Origin of the sequence: Trichococcus sp. (assembly GCF_049684335.1) — a bacterium.
Lineage (GTDB): Bacteria > Bacillota > Bacilli > Lactobacillales > Aerococcaceae > Trichococcus.
This window is the reverse complement of sequence record NZ_JBAVFV010000045.1, coordinates 90,272-109,587: the sequence shown is the minus strand read 5'-3', so window position 1 is coordinate 109,587 and position 19,316 is coordinate 90,272. Positions and strand designations below refer to the sequence as shown.

Below are 19,316 nucleotides of genomic sequence, written 5' to 3'. Positions count from 1 at the left end.
AGGAAAACATGAAGAAATTTGGAACAAGCATCAGATTGCTGGCTGTCTTCACCGTCATCTGCGGGATTTTGTATCCAGTAGCTGTAACGGGGATCTCACAGTTGCTCTTTCAAGATAAAGCGAATGGTAGTATGATTACCATAGAAACACAGGAAGGTCCAGAAACACTTGTGGGTTCCAGCTTATTGGGGCAAGCATTCACGGAACCGCAATATCTGATCGGACGGCCGCAAACCGTCAGCAACATATCCCCTTCAAGCGGGGAGCAGGCGGCAGCAGTCTCGGAAAGAATCGACTTTTGGGAAGAGTTGAATCCTTTGAATCAAGCAGATATCCCGATGGAACTAGTGACGGCATCAGCAAGCGGTGTCGATCCGCATATCTCACCGGAGGCAGCCGCCTACCAAGTGGAACGTATAGCTGCGGAACGCGGAATGGATGCTAAGCAAGTGCAAGACATCATCGATGAACAGACGTCCGGACGGGCCTTCTTAATTTTCGGTGAACCTGCAGTGAATGTACTGGAAGTGAACTTAGCGCTGGATGAAGCATCCGCCGCTGAATAAGAAGCAATAACACAGGAAAGTGAGGATGGCAATGAGAAGACAGGAGGATGTGCGCCCTGATCCGGAGCAGTTGTTGAAAATGATCAAGCAAACGGAAGAACGGGCCAGCCAAAAATTCGGCAAACTGAAGATATTTTTTGGCTATGCGGCTGGAGTAGGGAAGACCTATGCGATGCTGGAAGACGCCCATGATCAACTGGCTGCAGGTGTGGATATCGTCGTCGGATACGTCGAACCGCACACCCGTCCTGAGACGAATCTCCTTTTGCCTGGGTTGCCGGTCCTTGCGCCGCAAGAAATCAGCTACAAGAACATCAAGCTTCAGGAGTTTGATTTGGATGCCGCGTTGAAACGGAACCCAGAGTTGATTTTGGTCGACGAATTGGCGCATACGAATGCAATCGGTGTCCGGAACAAAAAAAGGTATCAGGATGTCGAAGAACTTCTACGGGCGGGCATTGACGTTTATACGACAGTCAATGTGCAGCACATCGAGAGTTTGAAGGATGTCGTGGCTCAAATAACCAATGTGATCGTGAATGAAACAATACCTGATTATATTTTTGAACGGGCCGACAGTATTGAGCTGATCGATATCGATTCCGAAGAACTGATCCAACGGTTGAAGGAAGGCAAAATCTATCGGGAAGACAAGGTGAAGCTGGCCCAACAGAATTTTTTTACGAAAGAAAATCTACGCTTGCTGCGTGAAATCGCCATGCGCAAGTTGGCTGACCGGATCAGCGCTGAACAGCAGGCGACTGCTGGTTCCTTGGATAAGCAAGTGAACGAAAACATTTTGGCATGCGTTACCTCCTCGCCTTTTTCTGCGCAAAATATCCGTTGGGCTGCACGGACGGCGGAGGCTTTTCATTGCAAATGGACAGCCGTCCATGTTGCGACCGGAGACGAGAGCAAGCTGTCTCCTCAACAGCAGGATGACTTAGAGGAAAATATGAAGCTGGCGGACAAATTGGGTGCCAGAACATTGATTTTGCATGGGAGTGATGTTGCTGAAGCATTGGCAGAATTTGCTAATATGTCGGGGATTACGAACATCGTCATCGGAAAAAGCAAAAAGAAAAAAGGTATCCGCAGTCTATGGGAACATGATTTTGAGGACAGACTCATTTCCTTGTTGGACAAAAGCGAGATCCATATCCTTTCCAACAACGACCCCGATGCTTCCCAAGGGACGGCGCTCCGCAGCTTTTCATTCAAGCGGTGGTTGAGTTGGTGGACAATGTCCAGCACCCATACGAACAAGATGGTGGGTATTTTATTTGTGACAACCGTGATTTCTTATCTGTTGAAATCCTGGGGAGTGGAACAGCATAATTTGGCAATGGTTTATCTGCTTGCGGTCATCTTGACTTCGCGGGCAACGGATGGCTATGCTTATGGAATTGTTGCTTCCGTGGTCAGTGTGCTCTTGTTCGATGTCCTTTTCGTAGATCCGATTTTCCATTTCAAAACCGATGATCCATCGTATTTGGTCACCTTTTTTATATTATTGATCATTGCTTTGATCACATCAAGCCTCATCACGAGTTCACGGATCCAAGCTAGACTGATAGTGGAGCGGGAGCAGCGCCTGCAGGTCTTGTATGATATCAACAGGCAGTTATTAAAAACACGCGGCCTCGACAGCATCGTTACTATTGTGAATGATTATATTAGTCGTTCGTTCAATCGCCCAGTTGTTTTTTATGCCATCGATGAAAAGGGAGGAATCCCGAAGACCTCAGTCAGCAGCTCAAATAGAGCAGAGGCGGACTACCTGCTCACCCGGGACGAGGAAGCGGTCGCCAATTGGGTGTTTTTGAACAATAAAATTGCCGGATCAGGTACGGATACGCTGAGCGGAGCGGATGGTTTTTACATGCCGGTTGCATCTGAAAGGAACGTGTTGGGCGTAGTCGGAATCGGCTGCAGAGAAGGTATTGTTAATCAAGAAAGCCGTTCGACACTCCAGATGATTTCTTCGCTGATAGCTTTAGCTTTTGAACGCCAACAACTGTCCGATAAACAAAGGGAAACGATTGTGGAAAATGAAAGGGAAAAGATGAGGAGTAATTTGCTCCGCTCTATTTCCCACGATTTGCGGACACCCTTGACAGGGATTTTGGGGGCGAGTTCCGCCATGCTGGAAAACGAAAAAAGTTTCGACAAAGAAACGCAGCATAAGTTGCTGACTTCGATCCAGAGCGAGGCGCAGTGGCTGATTCGGCTTGTGGAAAACCTTCTGTCAGTTACCCGTATTCAAGAAGGTTCCGTGTCCGTAAATAAAACAGATGAGATTGCTGAGGAGGTCATTTCCGATGCGCTCAGCCGAATCAAAAAGAGGTTTCCGAAACGCAGGTTCAGAGTCAGTATTCCCGAAAAAGCGCTGTTTGTACCTATGGATGCCACGTTGATCATGCAGGTACTGATCAATCTGATGGAGAACGCCATTACGCATTCCCCGGATGATTCTGTCATTGATCTCTATCTGCATGAAAAGAAAGATGAGGCAATCTTTGCCGTAGTCGATTATGGAGAGGGGATTTCAGATGAACAATTTCCTTTCCTATTTGAAGCAAATTCGGTTGCTAACCAAAAAAGTTCAGATTCATCCAGAGGTATGGGAATTGGCCTGTCCATCTGCATGACGATTGTGCAGGCGCATGGCGGGAAAATGAAGGGAGTAAACCGTCTCGAAGGCGGTGCTGTCTTCGAATTCACACTCCCATTGACAGAAGGAGAAAAGCATGCAAAATAAACTCACGATACTTTTGATTGAGGATGAGCAGCACATTACCGACTTTTTGACCGCTATCCTGCTTTCAAATGACTATACCGTTCTGAAAGCGGCGAGTGGCAAGGAAGGGATGGCGTTGATGACCTCCTACAATCCAGATTTGATTCTGTTGGATTTGGGCTTGCCTGATATAGATGGGATGGAGGTCCTGAAAAAAATCCGTACTTTCTCCGCTGTGCCTGTCATGGTCGTATCCGCGCGCGGCAATGAACGGGAAAAAGTGGAGGCGTTGGATTGCGGTGCGGATGACTATGTCACCAAACCATTCAGCACTTCGGAATTGTTGGCGCGCATTCGTACTTCCTTGCGGCATAGCCTGCACCAAGTGAATACTTCGGCATTGCCAGCGGGCAGCTTCAGTGTCGGAGAATTGACGATCGATTATGAAAAGAGGAAAGTGGCCGTAAGGAAGAAAGAGGTCCATTTGACTCCCAACGAATACAAAATCGTTGTCCTGTTATCGCAATACGCGGGAAGAGTCCTGACACATGACTTCATCACGAAGGCGGTCTGGGGGCCATATATGGATGAGAACCGGACCTTGCGGGTTAACATGGCCAATATCCGCCGAAAAATAGAAAAAAATCAAGCGGAACCGGAATATATCCTGACTGAAATCGGAGTCGGTTACCGTATGGTCGAAGAATTGGAAGAATAAGAAAAGATACGCCCTCAAGCGCTTATGCGCTTGAGGGCGTATCTTTTCTTAGTTTCTTGATGAGGCATCCTTCGTCAATAATGTTTTATAGGTCCGATCAATGAAGGTGGCACCAATCGGCGCAGTCAGGATGATCGCCAAAACGGCGACGCTCAAAATGATGCTGCCGGCTTCCACTCCGGCGACTAAAGGGATCGAGCCGATGGCTGCTTGGACAGTGGCTTTCGGCGTATACGCCATCGCTGAAAAAATGCGTTCTTTCGCATTCAGGTTTGTGCCTGAAACCGCCAGAAAGACTGCAATCATCCTGAAAATCAAAGCTCCGAAAATCAAGGCAACAGCCGCGAAGCCGGCGCCACCCAAGGCTGTGATGTCGACAGCCGATCCTACCAAAACAAACAGGAAGATTTCCGCCGCGGACCAGATTTTGGAGAATTTATTATTCAGTCGTTTGGCCAATTCCGGGCGTCTTTTCAATAAAGTGGCTCCGACAGCCATGACGCCGAGCAACCCAGAGAAGGGAATGAATTTTGCCAAAGAATCCTCAGCCGTCACCAACAAGAAACAAGCGCTCAGCACCAGCATCACTTTCATCGTATCGCGGATGTGGAATGTCCTGAAGAGAAAAACCAGACCCAAGCCGACCAGTAGACCGCCAAGCAGACCCAAGGCAATCGAAACCGGAACGGAAAGCAGCGTAATCGCCTGGAAACCGCTGCCGGTATACATGCCCATGAATGAGGTGAATAGGACGATGACATAAACGTCATCGACGGATGCACCGGCCAGAATCATCTGCGGAATCCCTTTAGCTTTGCCGTAGCCACTCTCAATCAGCATAATCATGCGCGGAACAACGACAGCCGGGGAAACGGCCCCAAGAACCGCCCCAAGGATGGCAGCCTCCAGTAAAGTGATACCCAACAATTTCGGCGCCAACAGGATGACCGCCAGGATTTCGAAGGTCGCCGGCAAAAAGGTCATCAGGACAGCAGGGCGACCGATTTTTTTAAGATCGCCTAAGTCCATCGTCAAGCCAGCGCGTACCAGAATGACAATCAAGGCGATTTTTCGGATATCTGCGGAAATGGCCAGTAATTCCGGCACCATCAGATCCATTCCGTAAGGACCCAACAGAATACCGGTCAAAATTAAGCCCAACAAGCCGGGAAGTTGGAACCGGGTAAAGAGTGAACTGAGAAGAAAACTGATTATGAGAATAAGCGCGAGACTGTAAATCAAAAGTTGCACCTCCAAATTATTGCCACTAAAAAAAGCTGACGACGGACTGCGCCTATTGCGCAGAAGTCATCAGCTTGTATAAGCGGTTTAAGCGATTTGCTTTGGGAGACATTCATTCCCTCGTTATAGATAGAATGATAGCATGTTTTCAGAAGTCAGACAAGGGGGGATGGAAATCGCATCAGTGATTGGGTACTGTTTCCACAACATTTTTCCGATATCGGAGATATTGTCAAAATTGCGATAATTGCCTAAAAATGATAGGATAAAAGTAATCAAATTGTACGATCCAAGGCCAGGTACCACTAGTTGTGGGGCTATTCGATTTTTCGACCGGCCGTTCCGATAATGTTTTCCATCAGAAAAATGTGAGGTGGCATGCGTGGACCAAGTGAACAGAGAAAAGATTGTAAGCGAACTGAAAAGCATTCCCGGATTGAAAGGTATCGTGGGTTACGGAGGTGGAGACAATACAACGGAATCTGCTATCTTGCTGTACCATCTCGCTGGAGGACTGACCAATCAGGAACTGGAATATCTGGTCCGTCGGTTGGATGATATCGAGGGGCCCCTACATTACAGACTAAGGGAGATCGATCCTGTTGTGGACGCCATCTCTGATTGCCTCGCCGGGAAGATTACGATCAAGCACGAGAGCGGCCATCCTTTTGGCGTCGTAAACAGCAGCTACGCGGCTGAAATCCATTATGGCCGAATTCTCTGGGAAGAACCGGACCAACCGATTAAGGCGCTGAAGGAAAAGCTTTCAGAGCAGGGTGCATATCCGGAAAAACTGCGCCAAGCGACGATTGCTTATTTCATGAAGGAGGCAGCACTGTCACTCAAAAATGGCCATAGTGCTGCTATGCAAGGGGGCATCCACTACGCTAGCGGGAGCTTCTTCCAAGCTGCCTGTTCCTGGGTTCAGGTCATTCATGCATTGAACCGGCAGTTTCTCTTGAGCGAGAAGGGCGGCTTGAAGCGCGCGAACCAGTTGTCGATCAGCCCGAAACAATTCCGCGTGCGCGTGAACCAAGTTTACCGCTATTTCGCTGCGAACAATCCGACGCTTGCCTATTGCGAAATCGATATGCTGGAAAGTGAAATGAACGAATTGGTCGGATCTTTTGTGGAAGATGTGGATGGATTTTTTTGAAATATTACGATGAGAATCAAAAGAAAGTTCGTTACAAATTCGGCTTTTACAGTTTGTTGATCATGACAGCGTTACTTCTTGTTTATATATCTATGCCAGTTGATAGAATTGGCGGGATTTCTTACCAAAATGCAATTATGACCATTATCATGGCCAGTGCCCTTTTCTTTTTGGTGAACGTTGTCTATCGGAATGTCTTTTTTGACCAATATACGCGCCGACCTTTTTGGAGCAACGCTTTCTTTTGGCGATGGCCGGGCTGCAGGTACAGCAGGCTTATCAGCTGTATCAGCTGGGCATGGATTTGCCTGTACCGATCAATACGGTGGAATTTGTGATGCTGCACGGTCTGCAGGTCGCCTTGCACCTTTCGATCCCTTTAACGTATGGTGTGCGCAAGTTGGTTGATCGCTTGGCGGTAAAGGAACAGAATGGGAAAGAAACCGGACAGTCGTCTTGAACGACTGTTTTTTTGTAGTTAGGCCTTGATTCTTGTGAAACCGCTTTCCGATCACTAAGCTTCAGGAGAATGAACCAGATCCATTCAAAAAGGGGATAACCAACATGGAAATTTCAAGAATGACTGTCAAGGGCAAAGGTTCCGCCAGCGCGCCACCAGATGCTATCGTCATTTCACTGCAATTGGAGGGTATCAAGGACACGTACGAATTGGCGATGCAGCATGCCGCCCTGGCGCTGGAGCAAGTCCGGGAAACGTTGTTGCCACTCGGATTTTCAAAAAAGGAAATCCGGTCCACACACTTTTCAATCGATAGCGCGTATGAGCACAGGAACGATTTCCGCGGTGAAAACAAGCGCTACTTCCTAGGCTATCGCTACCGGAATGATCTTAAAATTATTTTTGAAAACGACAGCAAGCGCCTTGGCGAAATTTTGTGGGCTTTGTCGACTTGCGAAGCGAGTCCGGAATTTTCGGTCTACTTTTTCCTGAAGAATCAGCAGGCGGTAGAGCAAGCCTTACTGGAGGATGCCGTGCGTGACGCAAAGGGGAAGGCACAGATACTTGCCGCTGCGGGTGGTGTCATGCTTGGGAAAATCTTGTCGATCGATTATGACTGGGGAGAAATAGAAGTGCGCTCCCGAGTCTATGCGGCTTCAGCGAAGATGGCCTATGACAGCGCTCCGATGATCGATCTCGAACCGGAAGACATCAGCAACAGCGATACGGTGACGGTCGTCTGGGAAATACTGAATCCAAAAATGGCTTGATGGGCAATTCTTCCTTACTAGATAAGGTATTGTTTAAAGTCGAATATTTATCATAATATTTCCGTCCAACGCAAAAAAAATTCTGCAACATAACAGTACAGAGAAGCGCCGTGATGTTATATCCTATACAAGGCAACGCGTAGTACTTACAAAAAATCATAAAAAATTCGCATTTGATAAGTATACTGAAGCCCGCTAGAAATCTCACTAAAGGAGCATATCCATGAAACTGAAAGAAATGTTGTCTGATTATCAGCTGGGAGAGCAGCCGAAGTGGGATGGAGAACAAATAATCACCGGCATTACCGATAGTTCCAGGGACATCAAGGACGGAATGGTATTTGTCGCCATCGCTGGCTTTGAAAAGGATGGCCATGATTATATCCCGCATGCAATCGCGCAGGGAGCCACTTTGATCGTCGGCGAACACGATTGCCCAGAGGCATTGCCGATTCCTTACCTAAAAGTCGCCAACAGTCGCCGAGTGCTGGGCCAATTGGCGGATAAATTCTATAATCATCCATCCGGCAGGAAACGCATTATCGGCATTACTGGTACGAACGGTAAGACGACGACTGCTTTTTTCCTCAAGCATTTGTTGGAGCAGCAGGGCTTTACCGTTTCCATGATCGGTACCATCTACAATGAAATCAACGGGATCCAATATCCGACGCCCAACACGACACCGAATGCCGAAAAACTGCATGAGCTGATTGCGGCGTCAAAGGATGACTTTGTCGTCATCGAAGTCTCTTCGCACGGGCTGACCCAATACCGTCTGGAGAGCGTCGCTTTCGACTACGCCCTGTTCATGAATCTGCAGCACGATCATTTAGATTACCACAAAACGATGGCGGCTTATTTCGAAGCCAAGGCACAGCTGTTCGACAAGCTGAAGCCGGATGGGAAAGCGGTCGTCAATACCGATAACGCCTGGGGGCTGAAACTGGCGCAGCGTCTGGTCACCAAGGGGGCAGCGGTCATCACCGTGGGTCATCAGGAAGATGCCGCGCTGTCGATCAAAAAGATGACCAATCAGGAGGTCACCTTGGATATTTCGGATGAGACGTCAGCGTTGGATCCGCATATGCCAGGTGAGCACAATCTCTATGATATTGCGATGGCTAGTGCGGTGATTCAGGATCTCGGCTATCCTTTGGCGGATGTCACAGAACAGATGCGTTCTTTTGCGGGTGTGCCGGGGCGGTACGAAATCGTCCATCTGAAGGATCGAATCCACTGTATCATCGATTACGCGCATACGCCGGAAGCGGTCACTTCGATTCTGACATCGATTCATAAGGACGGAGCGGAAAGAATCACGCACATTTTCGGCTTCCGCGGCAACCGGGATGCATCGAAGCGGGATGAAATGATCACGGCTTCGACTGATCAGAGTGCGCGTGTGATTTTAACTACCGACGATTTGAACAGCGTTCCTGAAGAAGCGATGAGGCAGGAATATGTTGATTATCAGCACCAATTTGCTGGGACGCATAAAATTGATATCGTAATGGACAGGACATTGGCCATCCAAGCAGCAGTAAATGAGGCTCGGGCAAGCGATTGGATTCTGGTTACCGGAAAAGGCCATGAGAAATACAAGACGGGCTACGCCTTACCGACTGCTTCCGACAAGGAAACGGTGCTGTACCTGAAAAATTCAGAAAAATAGAATGGTTATAGAGCTGTGAAACACTTAGAAAGAGTGTTTTGCGGCTTTTTTGGTTTATTCGGGTGTTCGATTTTTCCTATCAAGCGTGTTCGGAAATGCGGAATATGCCAAGCCACTTTGAAATGGTAAGCTAGCATAAGCTGTTTTTTTATTCATTTTGAACGGAAAAAATGCGTGCGCAGACCGAAGAAGTCAGGCATAGCATGAAAATGCGGAGATAAATTGGGGAGGTATCAGACAAATGGCATCACATGTGATAGACATGATCATGATGAGGAACAATTTCGGAACGGAAGCGATGCGTGGGGTCTGGTCGGAGGATAACCGACTTCAGAAGCATCTGGACGTTGAAGCGGCACTGGCATTAGCAGAAGGAGAACTGGGTTTGATTCCCCAATCTGCGGCCGATACGATCGCTTCGAAAGCGAAGAGTGCATACATCAATCTGGAGGCGCTGGCGGCCAGTGGAGCTAAGCTGAAGCATTCTTTGATGCCGACGATCAATGCCTTACAGGAGTTGAGCGGGGCGGACGGCGAATACGTGCATTTCGGCGCGACGACGCAGGATATCGTGGATACGGGGACAATGCTGCAATTGAAGGAAGCGCATCAGATTTTCATCAGCGAACTGGAGGGAATCGCGCGTGAATTGGCACGGCTTGCGGCTGAATACCGCACGACACCGATGGCGGGCCGTTCACACGGAATGCAAGGCATGCCGACGACATTCGGCTTCAAGATGGCGGTCGTGCTCAGCGAAGTGCTGCGCCATCTGGATCGCTTAAGGGAAGCCGAAGAACGGGTTTTCGTGGGCGGAATCGCTGGAGCGGTCGGAACCTATGCTTCTTTCGGTGAGCAAGGTCCCGCTATCGAAGCCGCTGCGTTGACGCGCTTGGGCCTGAACACACCCGATATTTGCTGGCAGTCTTCGCGCGATCGAATCGCGGAATACGCCAGCATCATCGGCCTCATCAGCGGAACGCTCGGAAAGGTCGGGAATGAATTTTACAACCTGATGCGGACCGAAATCGACGAAGTCGAAGAGCCGTTCACACCCGGGAAAATCGGATCCTCGACGATGCCGCATAAACGCAATCCGGCGGCATTCGAAGGCATTGCCAGTCTGACGCGTCCGATTTTGGCGAATGTCTCCTTGATCCAACAATCGACGATGGTCGAACACGAGCGCGATGCGATGAGCTGGAGGGGCGAATGGATTGCTTTGCCGGAAATCTGCATTTATCTTTCCTCGCAATTGGCCACCACGAAAGCCGTCCTGAAAGGTTTGGTCGTGAAACCGAAGCATATGCTGCGCAATCTCAACCTGCAAGGCGGCTTGCTGCTGTCGGAAAGGATTATGTTCGTTCTGTCCGAGCAATTGGGAAAACAGACGGCCCACCATCTTGTCTATGAATTGTCTATGGCCGCGGTCGAGGAGGAACGTTCCTTCCGCGACGTTTTGGTGGAAAATGAAACGGTTCGTCAGCATCTGACCGAAACAAATATCGACGATTTGCTTGATCCGGAAACCTATCTCGGTTCGGCTCCGCAAAAAGTCGACGAGGTGCTACAGCGATTCGCAGCAACCGGCCTGAACAACAGCGCAGAAGGAGCGGATGCACAATGACGCAAAATTTCCGTTTGGCGCAGGAAGCGGATGCGCCCGCACTGGCGGAACTGCTCCGTCAAGCCTATGTTTCCAATACGGAGCTGGGCATCCACTTTGCCGCGGCGAATGCGGACACGGAAGCCGCGAAAAAACACATAACCAACAATGTCTGCTACCTTTTGGAGGAGGATGGTAAATTGTTGGGGACGATCTCGTTGCGGATGCCTTGGGGACCGAATCCGGGTCCGGCAGGGTTACCGCACATCGGCTGGTTGGCAGTTTCGCCGACCGCAGGGAAAAAAGGGATTGGCAGCCGTTTGTTGGATTTCATCGAACAAGACATCGCGCGCGACCAACTGAAATGTCCGGCAGTCACCTTGGGCACGGCAGTCGAGCATCCATGGCTGCCGCAGTTGTATGAAAAAAGAGGCTATAAAAAAATCGCGGAGACAGACCTCGGTTTGGGGCATATCACCGCTTATTTCAAAAAAATAATCATAAAATCATTCAAATAAAAGGGGAAATAGAAGATGAAAAAATTGATGGCATTGGCATTTGCAGCAACAGTCGTATTAGCAGGATGCGGAAACGGCACGACAACGGATAGTTCAGCGGACAGCGCGGCAAGCAGTGCAACAAGTTCTCAGGAAGCAAGTTCTTCGACAGCGACGGAAGAAAAAGTGCTGCGGGTCGGAGCGACCGGACAAAGTTATCCAAACGCATACCGCGAAGGTGAAGAGTTGGTCGGTTTCGACGTGGAAGTGATCGAGACCGCGGCTGAAAATTTAGGGTACACAGTTGAGTGGACACTTTCCGACTTCAGCGGCGTGATGGGTCAATTAGAGACGGACAAAATCGATACAGTAGCGAACTTCGTGGCGAAAACAGCGGAACGCGAAGAGAAGTTCCTCTTTTCGGATACCTACGCCTACGCAGGGGCAACGATCGTGACACACACGGATAACACCGACATTAACACGCTCGATGATCTGAAGGGTAAATCTGTATCGGGCGTCTTGGGCTCAAACAATGTAACGAACCTCCAGAACTTCGACGCTAACGGCGAAATCACAATCCGCACCTATGAAACACGCGACGGCGCGATGAGCGATGTGGTAGCCAAACGTGTCGAAGGCTACGTGAACTCCAAAGCTTCCTTGATCGCGGAAATCGAAAAAAATGATTTGCCGCTGAAATTCGTCGGTGAGCCGTTCGTCTATGAAGACATCGCCTTCCCGTTCACGAAGACAGAGCGCGGTGAAGAACTGCAAGCCGAAATCAACGCTGAAATCGCAGAATTGCGCAAAGACGGCACCCTGAAAGAACTATCCGAAAAATACTTTAGCCAAGAAGACATCACCATAAAAGCAGAATAGAAACACAAAGAAAAGAGTGAAGCACAGATGAATTTTGATTTTGCCTATGTCCTGGAAGTGATCCCTGCGATCATGAAATACGTTCCGTTGACTCTGTTCATGTCGGTCCTGGCGATGGCTGTCGCCATCGTGATCGGGATCCTGTTGGCGGTCATGAAAGAAAGCCAGAAGGCGGTGTTGCGCGGCTTCACGAGTCTCTACCTGTCTTTCTTCCGATCGGTTCCGACATTGGTGCTGCTATTCATCATTTACTATGGCCTTCCGCAACTGTTCCCCGCTTTGACCGCGATGCAGGCTGTGACAGCAACGGTCATCGGCTTGGGCATCAAACAAGGCGCGTTCTTGGCGGAAATCTTCCGCGCGGCCATCATCTCCGTCAACAAAGGACAGATGGAAGCCGGCCTTTCTGTGGGAATGTCAAAATTCCAGACGGCTTACCGGATCATTCTGCCGCAAGCCGCCGAAAATGCCTTGCCGGGGACAGGAAACACCTTCATCAGCCTGATCAAAGAAACTTCATTGGCGTTCTCACTGGGCGTCACGGAACTCTTTGCCGAAGCCAAAATGATGGCCTCCTCCTCCTACAAATTCCTGGAAAGCTACTTGGCGGTCGCATTGGTCTATTGGGTACTGATCATCATCTACTCATATCTGCAGCGCGTGTTGGAAGAAAAACTAAGCAAGCCGTACCGGACCTAGGAGGAAGTCAGATGATTGAAGTAAAAGGTTTGAAGAAAAAATTTAATGAGTTGACCGTACTGAACGGAATCGATATAGTAGTGGAACGAGGGCAAGTCCTGGCGATCATCGGGCCTTCCGGTTCCGGTAAATCAACCTTTTTGCGCTGCCTGAATTTCCTTGAGCAGCCGGATGCGGGGCTTATCGAAATCGGCGAGGCCACACTGAATGCCGAAAACTATACCACCAAAGAAGTCCAACAGCTACGCCAACAAACGGCCATGGTCTTCCAGAACTACAACCTGTTCCGGAACAAAACCGTGCTGCAGAATGTGACCGAAGCACTGATCGTTGCCAAAAAAATACCGAAAGCTGAAGCGGAGACAACCGGCCTGGAGCTGTTGACTAAAGTCGGGCTGAAGGAGAAGGCCGGCAATTATCCTGCGACACTTTCGGGTGGACAGCAACAACGTGTCAGCATCGCAAGGGCCTTGGCGGTCAATCCGCACGCGATCCTATTTGATGAGCCGACCTCTTCGTTGGATCCGGAATTGGTTGCTGAAGTGCTTCAGGTGATCAAATCAATCGCCAATCAGCAGACGACAATGATCATCGTCACGCACGAAATGGACTTTGCCCGCGAAGTCGCCGATCACGTCATTTTCATGGCGGACGGCAACATCGTGGAACAAGGGCCGCCGGAAAGCCTCTTCGGCAATCCACAACAAGCCCGCACCAAACAATTCCTCAAACAACTGGGAAACAATGAAAGCTGAACGGGTTTGCCCAGCCCTGAAAGAATTTTAGGAAATCGTGCCGTATGAGCATCGTAGAGCGCAATAGGTGCGATTTATCTAAATTCCGAAGGGCTAACCCGTGAAGCTGGACAAGAAAAGCTGAACGGGTTTGCCCAGCCCTGATTTAATAGTGAACCATCGAAAGGAAGAATGATACGATGACTGCAACGCAAACGGAAACACAAACCAAAACAGGACTCTACAAAAAGTTGGTCGCTTACCGGCGTGAATTGCATGCGCACCCGGAACTTTCGGCAAAGGAATTTGCAACGACTGAGCGCATCCGCCGCTGGCTGTCGGAGGAAGGAATCACTATCCTGGAGTACCCATTGGAGACCGGTCTGATTGCGGAGGTCGTGGGCGCACTGCCGGGTCCGACTATCGCGCTGCGTGCGGATATCGACGCTTTGCCGGTCAATGAAGCGACCAATCTGCCGTTCGTTTCCCAAACTGAAGGGCTCATGCATGCCTGCGGCCATGATTATCATACGGCTTCCATGATTGGGGCGGCAATCATGCTTCAGGGTAAAAAAGCGTCACTGAAAGGCACAGTCCGATTCATCTTCCAGCCCGCTGAAGAGATCGCCCAAGGCGCCAAGTGGGTTGAAGAAGCCGGTGCTCTTAATGGCGTTTCCGCCATCTTCGGCATGCACAACAAGCCGGATCTCCCTGTCGGCACGATTGGCATTCGTGAAGGCGGACTGATGGCCAGCGCAGATCGTTTCGAACTGGAAATCCACGGAGTCGGCGGACATGCCGGCATTCCGGATTCGACCATCGATCCGATCGTCATCGCAAGCCAGATCATCATCGGTCTGCAGACGATCATCAGCAGAAATACAAGTCCATTCCATAACGCAGTCATCAGCATCACACAGATCCACGGCGGCAACTCATGGAACGTCATTCCCGAGAAAGTCTACATGGAAGGGACCGTCCGCGCTTTCCAAAAAGAAGACCGCGAGAAGATCCCAGCCTTGATGCGCCGCGCAGCTGAAGGGATCGCGTCCGGTTTCGGCGCAATAGCCGATTTTCGTTGGCACCCGTACGTTTCCATCGTGGACAATGATGTCCGCTTCAAAGAAATCATGGAGGAAACGGCTACCGAACAAGGTTATCGTTTCGTGGAGCCGAAACCGGTCGCTGGAGGGGAAGATTTTGCGCATTATCAGACATTGATCCCTGGATTTTTCGTATTCATGGGCGTCGATGGCACGCGCGAATGGCACCATCCTGAATTCAACCTCAAAGAAGAAGCCTTGACGGTCGCCGCGGATTATTTCTCGGCTTTGGCGATCAAGGTGTTGGATCAATGGGAAACCTGACAGTAGTCACTGAAATGATGGCGGAGGAAGTTTTGAAGGCGACTCCGATCGACAACGAAGCCGCTTTGCGCGAAGCCAAACGCGGGATACTGGATTATCTGGCTAGCGCTTTTGCTGGCCGGGAGGATTCCGGGACAATCAAACTGTTGCAGGCGATCGAATCGGAAGGTGGCCACCCCGTCACGCCGCTGATTGGCCAAAATAAACGGGCAGGCCGGGGCCAAGCAGCACTCCTGAATGGATTCATGGGCCATGCACTAGATTATGACGATGTCCATTCCGATGTCCGCGGCCATCCCAGTTCGGTCATTCTGCCCGTGCTTTTTGCTTTATCTTCAGGTCGGGATATTTCCGGGAAACAGTTTCTGAATGCCTATATCATCGGTGTCGAAGTTATGGCCAGGCTCGGGCAGGCAATCGGGACGGCCAGTTACCTGAATGGGTGGCACAACACCTCCTTACTCGGAGGTATCGCGGCCACCTTCGCGGGTGGACGATTGCTCGGATTCACACCTGCCGAAATACAGAATGCCGTAGGGATTGCCGTCAGTCAGGCTGGCGGACTGCGGGTGCAGTTCGGTACGGAGATGAAGCCGTTGCATGCCGGCTTGGCTGCGCAGCAAGCGGTCCAGTCAATCGAATGGACCCAGCAGGATTTCCATGGGACCGATGCGGCACTCGATTCGGAAATCGGATTTTTGCATGTGTACAGCGGGAATGAAACGGATGAAGCAGTCCGGGAAGCCTTGACCGAACGATGGGGGGAAACGTGGCGGATAGCCGAGCCTGGACTCTGGTTCAAACGCAATCCGTTCTGCTCAGCCGCTTCCCATGGCGCGGACGCCGCGCTGGAGTTGGCGCAACTGCACATGGATAGCGCAACTATCCAAAAGGTAGACATCGTTTTTCCGCCCGGCGGCGATGCGGCTTTGATCCACACACGCCCGAAGACCGGCGAACAAGGCCGTTTCAGCATCGAATATGTCGTCGCTTTGGCGTTGCTGGGGCAGCCGTTCACGCTCGGAAATTTCGGAACCGCCGCTGTTTCGGTTGAGGCCGAAGAGCTGATGGGGAAAATGTCCAGAAGCTATGACGCAGAGCACAAGCCGGCCGCGCAAGCCATCCCGAAAGGACGCTTTACAATCGTAAGGCTCACGTTGGCTGATGGCGCCGTCTACAGCCGCGAAGTGTGCGTTCCAAAGGGTTCGCCGCAAGCGCCGTTGACGGATGCTGACCTCGAAAGCAAATGGCGTGAATCCGCGCCCGATCAGGAAAAAGCGGAGCGGATGATGCAGGCGATTCGCGGTCTGGAAAATAGCAATATGAGCGAATTGGAAGGATTTTTATGATGTATGCAAAAGAGGAGTCTGGGACATAAATGTTCCGGCTCCTCTTTTGCATTTTTATTCTGATAATGCATCTTTCAAAAATTCGCGGATATTTTAAATGAACCTTCGTTTGCGTTATAATTAAGTGGCAAGCTACCGATCTGAAAGGCATCTGGGCAGCGAACCTAAACTCCAAAAAAGAAAGGATCATTCCTATGGCAGACATCACATTTGAAATCGTCGAAGAACTCGGCGTCCTGTCCACATCCGCAAAAGGTTGGACGAAAGAATTGAACTTGGTAAGTTGGAACGGCAGACCACCAAAATACGACATCCGCGAATGGAGTCCAGAACACGAAAAGATGGGCAAAGGACTGACATTCAGCGAAGAAGAAATGGCGGCCCTCGCCAAAATCCTGAAATAACCGGAAAAAACCAGCTGAAGCGTATTGTCTTCAGCTGGTTTTTCGATTGCGGTGGTGCACTGAAGTTAAATGTGGGCCGTTCCGTTTCTACTTCCGCGCCGGTAGAAGAGGAACATCAAAAAGGCGGAAAACAGAGCCATTGCGGAACCGAAGTAGAAAGGTACCTGGTTGTTGAACGTGTCATAGAGCCAGCCTCCAATCAGACTGGCCGGCAACAGCGTCATCCCCAAGATGGCGTTGTAGAGGCCCAGACCGGTCCCTTTCTTTTCTTTGCCGATGATGTCGGATACCAAAGCTTTTTGGATGCCGTCCGTTGCTGCGCTGTAGAGACCGTAAAAAGCGAATAGACCGACGATGGCGAAGGGAGTAGTGGCCTTGCCGAAACCAAAATAGATCAGCGAGAACATCAGATAGCCGCCGATGATGATACGCTTGCGGCCAATTTTATCGGATAATTTACCGAGCGGAACGGCAAAGGCGACCGAAACCGCGTTGAATACTAGATACATAATCGGGATGAACGCATCGCTGACGCCGACGTCACTGGCTTTGATCAAGAGCAGAGCATCCGTCGAATTTCCTAACGTAAAAAAGAAAACGATAGCCAGAAAAAGATAGAAGTCCTTGGGGAAATCCCGGAAAGATATTTTTTCTAGCCGTTCCGATTTGGCACGTTTGGTTTCCTTAACAAAAAAGATGATCGACAAAAGCCCCAAAAAACCCGGGATAGCCGCAAACAGGAACACGCGCCGGTAGTCTCCGGGGAAGGCAGCCAAAACGGCAAAGGCGATCAGTGGGCCGACGATGGCGCCGCTGTTGTCCATCGCTTTATGGAAACCAAAATTCAGCCCGGCATTGTTGTTTTCCTCCGAAGAGCCGGCCACAAGACTGTCCCGGGGAGCTGTTCGGATGCCTTTTCCGACGCGTTCAACAAAGCGGATCGACAGGACCTGCAGCGGCGTCGTCACGAAAGCGAAGAGTGGAGAAAGGAGGGCAGTGATGCCGTAACCGATGATCATGAAGGGCTTGTTGCGGCCAATCTTGTCGCTCCACCAGCCGGAGAGAGATTTCAGGACGGAAGCAGTGCTTTCGGCGATCCCTTCGATCAGGGAGATTTCCGTTTTTGAAGCGCCTAATGTTGTCAGGAACAAAGGCAGGATGCTGTAGACCATCTTTGTCGTCGTGTCTGTCAGGAAACTGGTCAAGCCGACAAAGAAGATATTGCTTTCGACGCCGAGGATCCGCTTTTTCTTTTTCAGATTACCCACCATCTCGAAACCCTTCCTTCTGAGTTATTTCGTCAACTCCATTTAATTCCTTTTCGGGTAAAAAGTCTAGCAGAGCGACCACTTAGGCAGATCCTTTCAGCGCGATTCGGCCAAATGGATAATGAACCGGAAGTTTGGTAAAGTGTACGTGTTGAGATGCCCGGACTGAACAGAATCAGAGGGAGGAATTGGAATGAATAAATTGCAGTTCAATCGAACAACGTTGCATGTGGTTAAAGGCGACATCACCCGTTGCGAAGTAGGTGCCATTGTTAATGCCGCTAATGAAAGTTTGCTCGGCGGAGGCGGGGTAGACGGCGCCATCCATCATGCCGCCGGTCCGGAACTGTTGGCTGCCTGCCGCCTTTTGGATGGGTGCCGTACCGGCGATGCGAAGCTCACGCCCGGTTTCCGGCTCAAAGCCGCCCATGTCATCCACACTGTCGGTCCGGTCTGGCGAGGTGGAACGTTCAGTGAAGCAAAGTTGCTGGCTTCGTGCTACCGAAAATCGTTGAAATTGGCTGATGCCTCCGGAATCCGAACGCTTGCATTCCCGGCAATCAGCACTGGCATTTATGGTTATCCGCTGGAACAGGCGACCACAATCGCTGTCGGTACCGTTCTGAAATATCTGGAAAATCAGCCGGAATCCGACATCACAGAAATAACCTTTGTCTGCTTTGACGATGCGACAGTGCACGCTTACGAGCAGGCATTTGAAGAATTTGAAAGGGGAACTGACTGATGTTTTTATTTTTTGACGTATTACCGTTCCGAAAGCAACTTGAATACAACCAGACCATTACATGCAGCCGCTGTGGACACTTCGGACGCTATGAAGTCTACCTCGTGGGCAATCGTTTCCGGCTTTTTTTCATCCCGGTCATCACCTTCGGGAAAAAATACCTTGTCCGCACGACCTGTTGCGACACGTGGTATTTACTGGATCCGCAAATTGGAAAAGCAATCGAACGGAAAGAAACAATCATGATTCGGGACAGCGATTTGCAGCTGTATCAAACCGGCGAACCGCTCGAAAACAGATGCCCTAACTGCGGTGCCTCCTATCCTCAAGGCGCGCATTTTTGCCCGAATTGCGGAACGAAAGTGGATGAATAGGTCATTGAAAGGACCGCCGATGAAAGAAATGAAAGACGATTATCTGTAAGCGTTACAAATTGTA

At 50.1% G+C, this 19,316-nt stretch carries 19 protein-coding genes and 1 riboswitch; of the genes, 17 read left to right on the top strand and 2 right to left on the bottom strand.

All coding sequences use genetic code 11. The features are described 5' to 3' along the window. Positions 1-8: 8 nt before the first annotated feature. The 3 genes from kdpC to WBM30_RS08360 are packed head-to-tail and all read left to right on the top strand — an operon-like array spanning position 9 to position 4,024. On the top strand, positions 9-566 hold the full coding sequence (gene kdpC, locus WBM30_RS08370) for a K(+)-transporting ATPase subunit C (RefSeq protein ID WP_424900286.1): 558 nt from the start codon (positions 9-11) through the stop codon (positions 564-566). A gap of 25 nt (positions 567-591) precedes the next feature. After that, positions 592-3,327, top strand: a complete 2,736-nt coding sequence (locus WBM30_RS08365; RefSeq protein WP_424900285.1) for a DUF4118 domain-containing protein — start codon at positions 592-594, stop codon at positions 3,325-3,327. Then, complete coding sequence (locus tag WBM30_RS08360; protein WP_424900283.1) at positions 3,317-4,024, top strand: response regulator transcription factor; 708 nt, start codon at positions 3,317-3,319, stop codon at positions 4,022-4,024. Before WBM30_RS08365 ends, WBM30_RS08360 begins: the two co-directional genes overlap by 11 nt. A 48-nt stretch (positions 4,025-4,072) precedes the next feature. Here the strand turns inward: WBM30_RS08360 and WBM30_RS08355 are convergent, their stop codons facing one another. After that, positions 4,073-5,275: a cation:proton antiporter gene (locus WBM30_RS08355; RefSeq protein ID WP_424900370.1), complete on the bottom strand. Its 1,203-nt coding sequence runs from the start codon at positions 5,273-5,275 to the stop codon at positions 4,073-4,075. Positions 5,276-5,319: 44 nt separating this feature from the next. Next, positions 5,320-5,395, bottom strand: a riboswitch (Fluoride riboswitch). A 253-nt stretch (positions 5,396-5,648) separates the two neighbouring features. Between WBM30_RS08355 and WBM30_RS08350 the strand changes: the two genes are divergently transcribed. From WBM30_RS08350 to WBM30_RS08295, 12 genes are all read left to right on the top strand, one after another. Then, positions 5,649-6,422 (top strand): hypothetical protein, encoded by a 774-nt coding sequence (locus tag WBM30_RS08350; protein ID WP_424900281.1) that lies wholly within the window; start codon positions 5,649-5,651, stop codon positions 6,420-6,422. Between the two features lie 226 nt (positions 6,423-6,648). Continuing rightward, positions 6,649-6,882, top strand: a complete 234-nt coding sequence (locus WBM30_RS08345; RefSeq protein ID WP_424900279.1) for a hypothetical protein — start codon at positions 6,649-6,651, stop codon at positions 6,880-6,882. A 104-nt stretch (positions 6,883-6,986) separates the two neighbouring features. Next, complete coding sequence (locus tag WBM30_RS08340) at positions 6,987-7,652, top strand: SIMPL domain-containing protein (protein WP_424900278.1); 666 nt, start codon at positions 6,987-6,989, stop codon at positions 7,650-7,652. A 223-nt stretch (positions 7,653-7,875) separates the two neighbouring features. Further along, positions 7,876-9,327 carry a UDP-N-acetylmuramoyl-L-alanyl-D-glutamate--2,6-diaminopimelate ligase gene (locus WBM30_RS08335; RefSeq protein WP_424900277.1) on the top strand — a complete coding sequence of 484 codons (1,452 nt, stop codon included), beginning with the start codon at positions 7,876-7,878 and terminating at the stop codon, positions 9,325-9,327. Positions 9,328-9,568: 241 nt separating this feature from the next. Then, positions 9,569-10,954 carry an adenylosuccinate lyase gene (purB, locus tag WBM30_RS08330; RefSeq protein WP_424900276.1) on the top strand — a complete coding sequence of 462 codons (1,386 nt, stop codon included), beginning with the start codon at positions 9,569-9,571 and terminating at the stop codon, positions 10,952-10,954. Then, a complete protein-coding gene (locus WBM30_RS08325) occupies positions 10,951-11,451 on the top strand; it encodes a GNAT family N-acetyltransferase (protein WP_424900274.1) in 501 nt (166 codons plus the stop codon). Before purB ends, WBM30_RS08325 begins: the two co-directional genes overlap by 4 nt. Before the next feature lie 15 nt (positions 11,452-11,466). Then, entirely contained in the window at positions 11,467-12,312 is an 846-nt protein-coding gene (locus tag WBM30_RS08320; RefSeq protein WP_424900273.1) for an amino acid ABC transporter substrate-binding protein, read from the top strand. A 27-nt stretch (positions 12,313-12,339) separates the two neighbouring features. Next, positions 12,340-13,011: an amino acid ABC transporter permease gene (locus WBM30_RS08315; RefSeq protein WP_424900272.1), complete on the top strand. Its 672-nt coding sequence runs from the start codon at positions 12,340-12,342 to the stop codon at positions 13,009-13,011. 11 nt (positions 13,012-13,022) lie between these two features. Then, complete coding sequence (locus tag WBM30_RS08310; RefSeq protein WP_424900270.1) at positions 13,023-13,766, top strand: amino acid ABC transporter ATP-binding protein; 744 nt, start codon at positions 13,023-13,025, stop codon at positions 13,764-13,766. Positions 13,767-13,945: 179 nt separating this feature from the next. Further along, positions 13,946-15,112, top strand: coding sequence for an amidohydrolase (locus WBM30_RS08305; protein ID WP_424900269.1), 1,167 nt, complete (start codon positions 13,946-13,948; stop codon positions 15,110-15,112). Beyond that, positions 15,100-16,461: an MmgE/PrpD family protein gene (locus WBM30_RS08300; protein WP_424900268.1), complete on the top strand. Its 1,362-nt coding sequence runs from the start codon at positions 15,100-15,102 to the stop codon at positions 16,459-16,461. The genes WBM30_RS08305 and WBM30_RS08300 overlap by 13 nt, the downstream gene beginning before the upstream one ends. A 194-nt stretch (positions 16,462-16,655) precedes the next feature. Continuing rightward, the gene (locus WBM30_RS08295) at positions 16,656-16,865 is read left to right on the top strand and encodes a YdbC family protein (protein WP_119094125.1); all 210 of its coding nucleotides are present in this window, start codon (positions 16,656-16,658) and stop codon (positions 16,863-16,865) included. Between the two features lie 65 nt (positions 16,866-16,930). Here WBM30_RS08295 and WBM30_RS08290 read toward each other — a convergent pair whose 3' ends face one another. Continuing rightward, positions 16,931-18,136: an MFS transporter gene (locus WBM30_RS08290; protein ID WP_424900267.1), complete on the bottom strand. Its 1,206-nt coding sequence runs from the start codon at positions 18,134-18,136 to the stop codon at positions 16,931-16,933. 190 nt (positions 18,137-18,326) lie between these two features. On the opposite strand from WBM30_RS08290, the gene WBM30_RS08285 reads away from it, so the two are divergent. Then, a complete protein-coding gene (locus tag WBM30_RS08285) occupies positions 18,327-18,878 on the top strand; it encodes an O-acetyl-ADP-ribose deacetylase (RefSeq protein ID WP_424900266.1) in 552 nt (183 codons plus the stop codon). Continuing rightward, positions 18,878-19,252, top strand: coding sequence for a zinc ribbon domain-containing protein (locus tag WBM30_RS08280; RefSeq protein ID WP_424900265.1), 375 nt, complete (start codon positions 18,878-18,880; stop codon positions 19,250-19,252). Before WBM30_RS08285 ends, WBM30_RS08280 begins: the two co-directional genes overlap by 1 nt. Positions 19,253-19,316: the final 64 nt, after the last annotated feature.

What these genes read in the sequence shown, in the direction of transcription:
- WBM30_RS08310 (WP_424900270.1), top strand. Translation starts at nt 13,023, where the DNA reads ATGATTGAAGTAAAAGGTTTGAAGAAAAAATTTAATGAGTTGACCGTA.
- WBM30_RS08290 (WP_424900267.1), bottom strand. Translation starts at nt 18,136, where the DNA reads ATGGTGGGTAATCTGAAAAAGAAAAAGCGGATCCTCGGCGTCGAAAGC.
- WBM30_RS08315 (WP_424900272.1), top strand. Translation starts at nt 12,340, where the DNA reads ATGAATTTTGATTTTGCCTATGTCCTGGAAGTGATCCCTGCGATCATG.
- WBM30_RS08340 (WP_424900278.1), top strand. Translation starts at nt 6,987, where the DNA reads ATGGAAATTTCAAGAATGACTGTCAAGGGCAAAGGTTCCGCCAGCGCG.
- WBM30_RS08305 (WP_424900269.1), top strand. Translation starts at nt 13,946, where the DNA reads ATGACTGCAACGCAAACGGAAACACAAACCAAAACAGGACTCTACAAA.
- WBM30_RS08280 (WP_424900265.1), top strand. Translation starts at nt 18,878, where the DNA reads ATGTTTTTATTTTTTGACGTATTACCGTTCCGAAAGCAACTTGAATAC.
- purB (WP_424900276.1), top strand. Translation starts at nt 9,569, where the DNA reads ATGGCATCACATGTGATAGACATGATCATGATGAGGAACAATTTCGGA.
- WBM30_RS08320 (WP_424900273.1), top strand. Translation starts at nt 11,467, where the DNA reads ATGAAAAAATTGATGGCATTGGCATTTGCAGCAACAGTCGTATTAGCA.
- WBM30_RS08365 (WP_424900285.1), top strand. Translation starts at nt 592, where the DNA reads ATGGCAATGAGAAGACAGGAGGATGTGCGCCCTGATCCGGAGCAGTTG.
- WBM30_RS08335 (WP_424900277.1), top strand. Translation starts at nt 7,876, where the DNA reads ATGAAACTGAAAGAAATGTTGTCTGATTATCAGCTGGGAGAGCAGCCG.
- kdpC (WP_424900286.1), top strand. Translation starts at nt 9, where the DNA reads ATGAAGAAATTTGGAACAAGCATCAGATTGCTGGCTGTCTTCACCGTC.
- WBM30_RS08285 (WP_424900266.1), top strand. Translation starts at nt 18,327, where the DNA reads ATGAATAAATTGCAGTTCAATCGAACAACGTTGCATGTGGTTAAAGGC.
- WBM30_RS08295 (WP_119094125.1), top strand. Translation starts at nt 16,656, where the DNA reads ATGGCAGACATCACATTTGAAATCGTCGAAGAACTCGGCGTCCTGTCC.
- WBM30_RS08325 (WP_424900274.1), top strand. Translation starts at nt 10,951, where the DNA reads ATGACGCAAAATTTCCGTTTGGCGCAGGAAGCGGATGCGCCCGCACTG.
- WBM30_RS08300 (WP_424900268.1), top strand. Translation starts at nt 15,100, where the DNA reads ATGGGAAACCTGACAGTAGTCACTGAAATGATGGCGGAGGAAGTTTTG.
- WBM30_RS08360 (WP_424900283.1), top strand. Translation starts at nt 3,317, where the DNA reads ATGCAAAATAAACTCACGATACTTTTGATTGAGGATGAGCAGCACATT.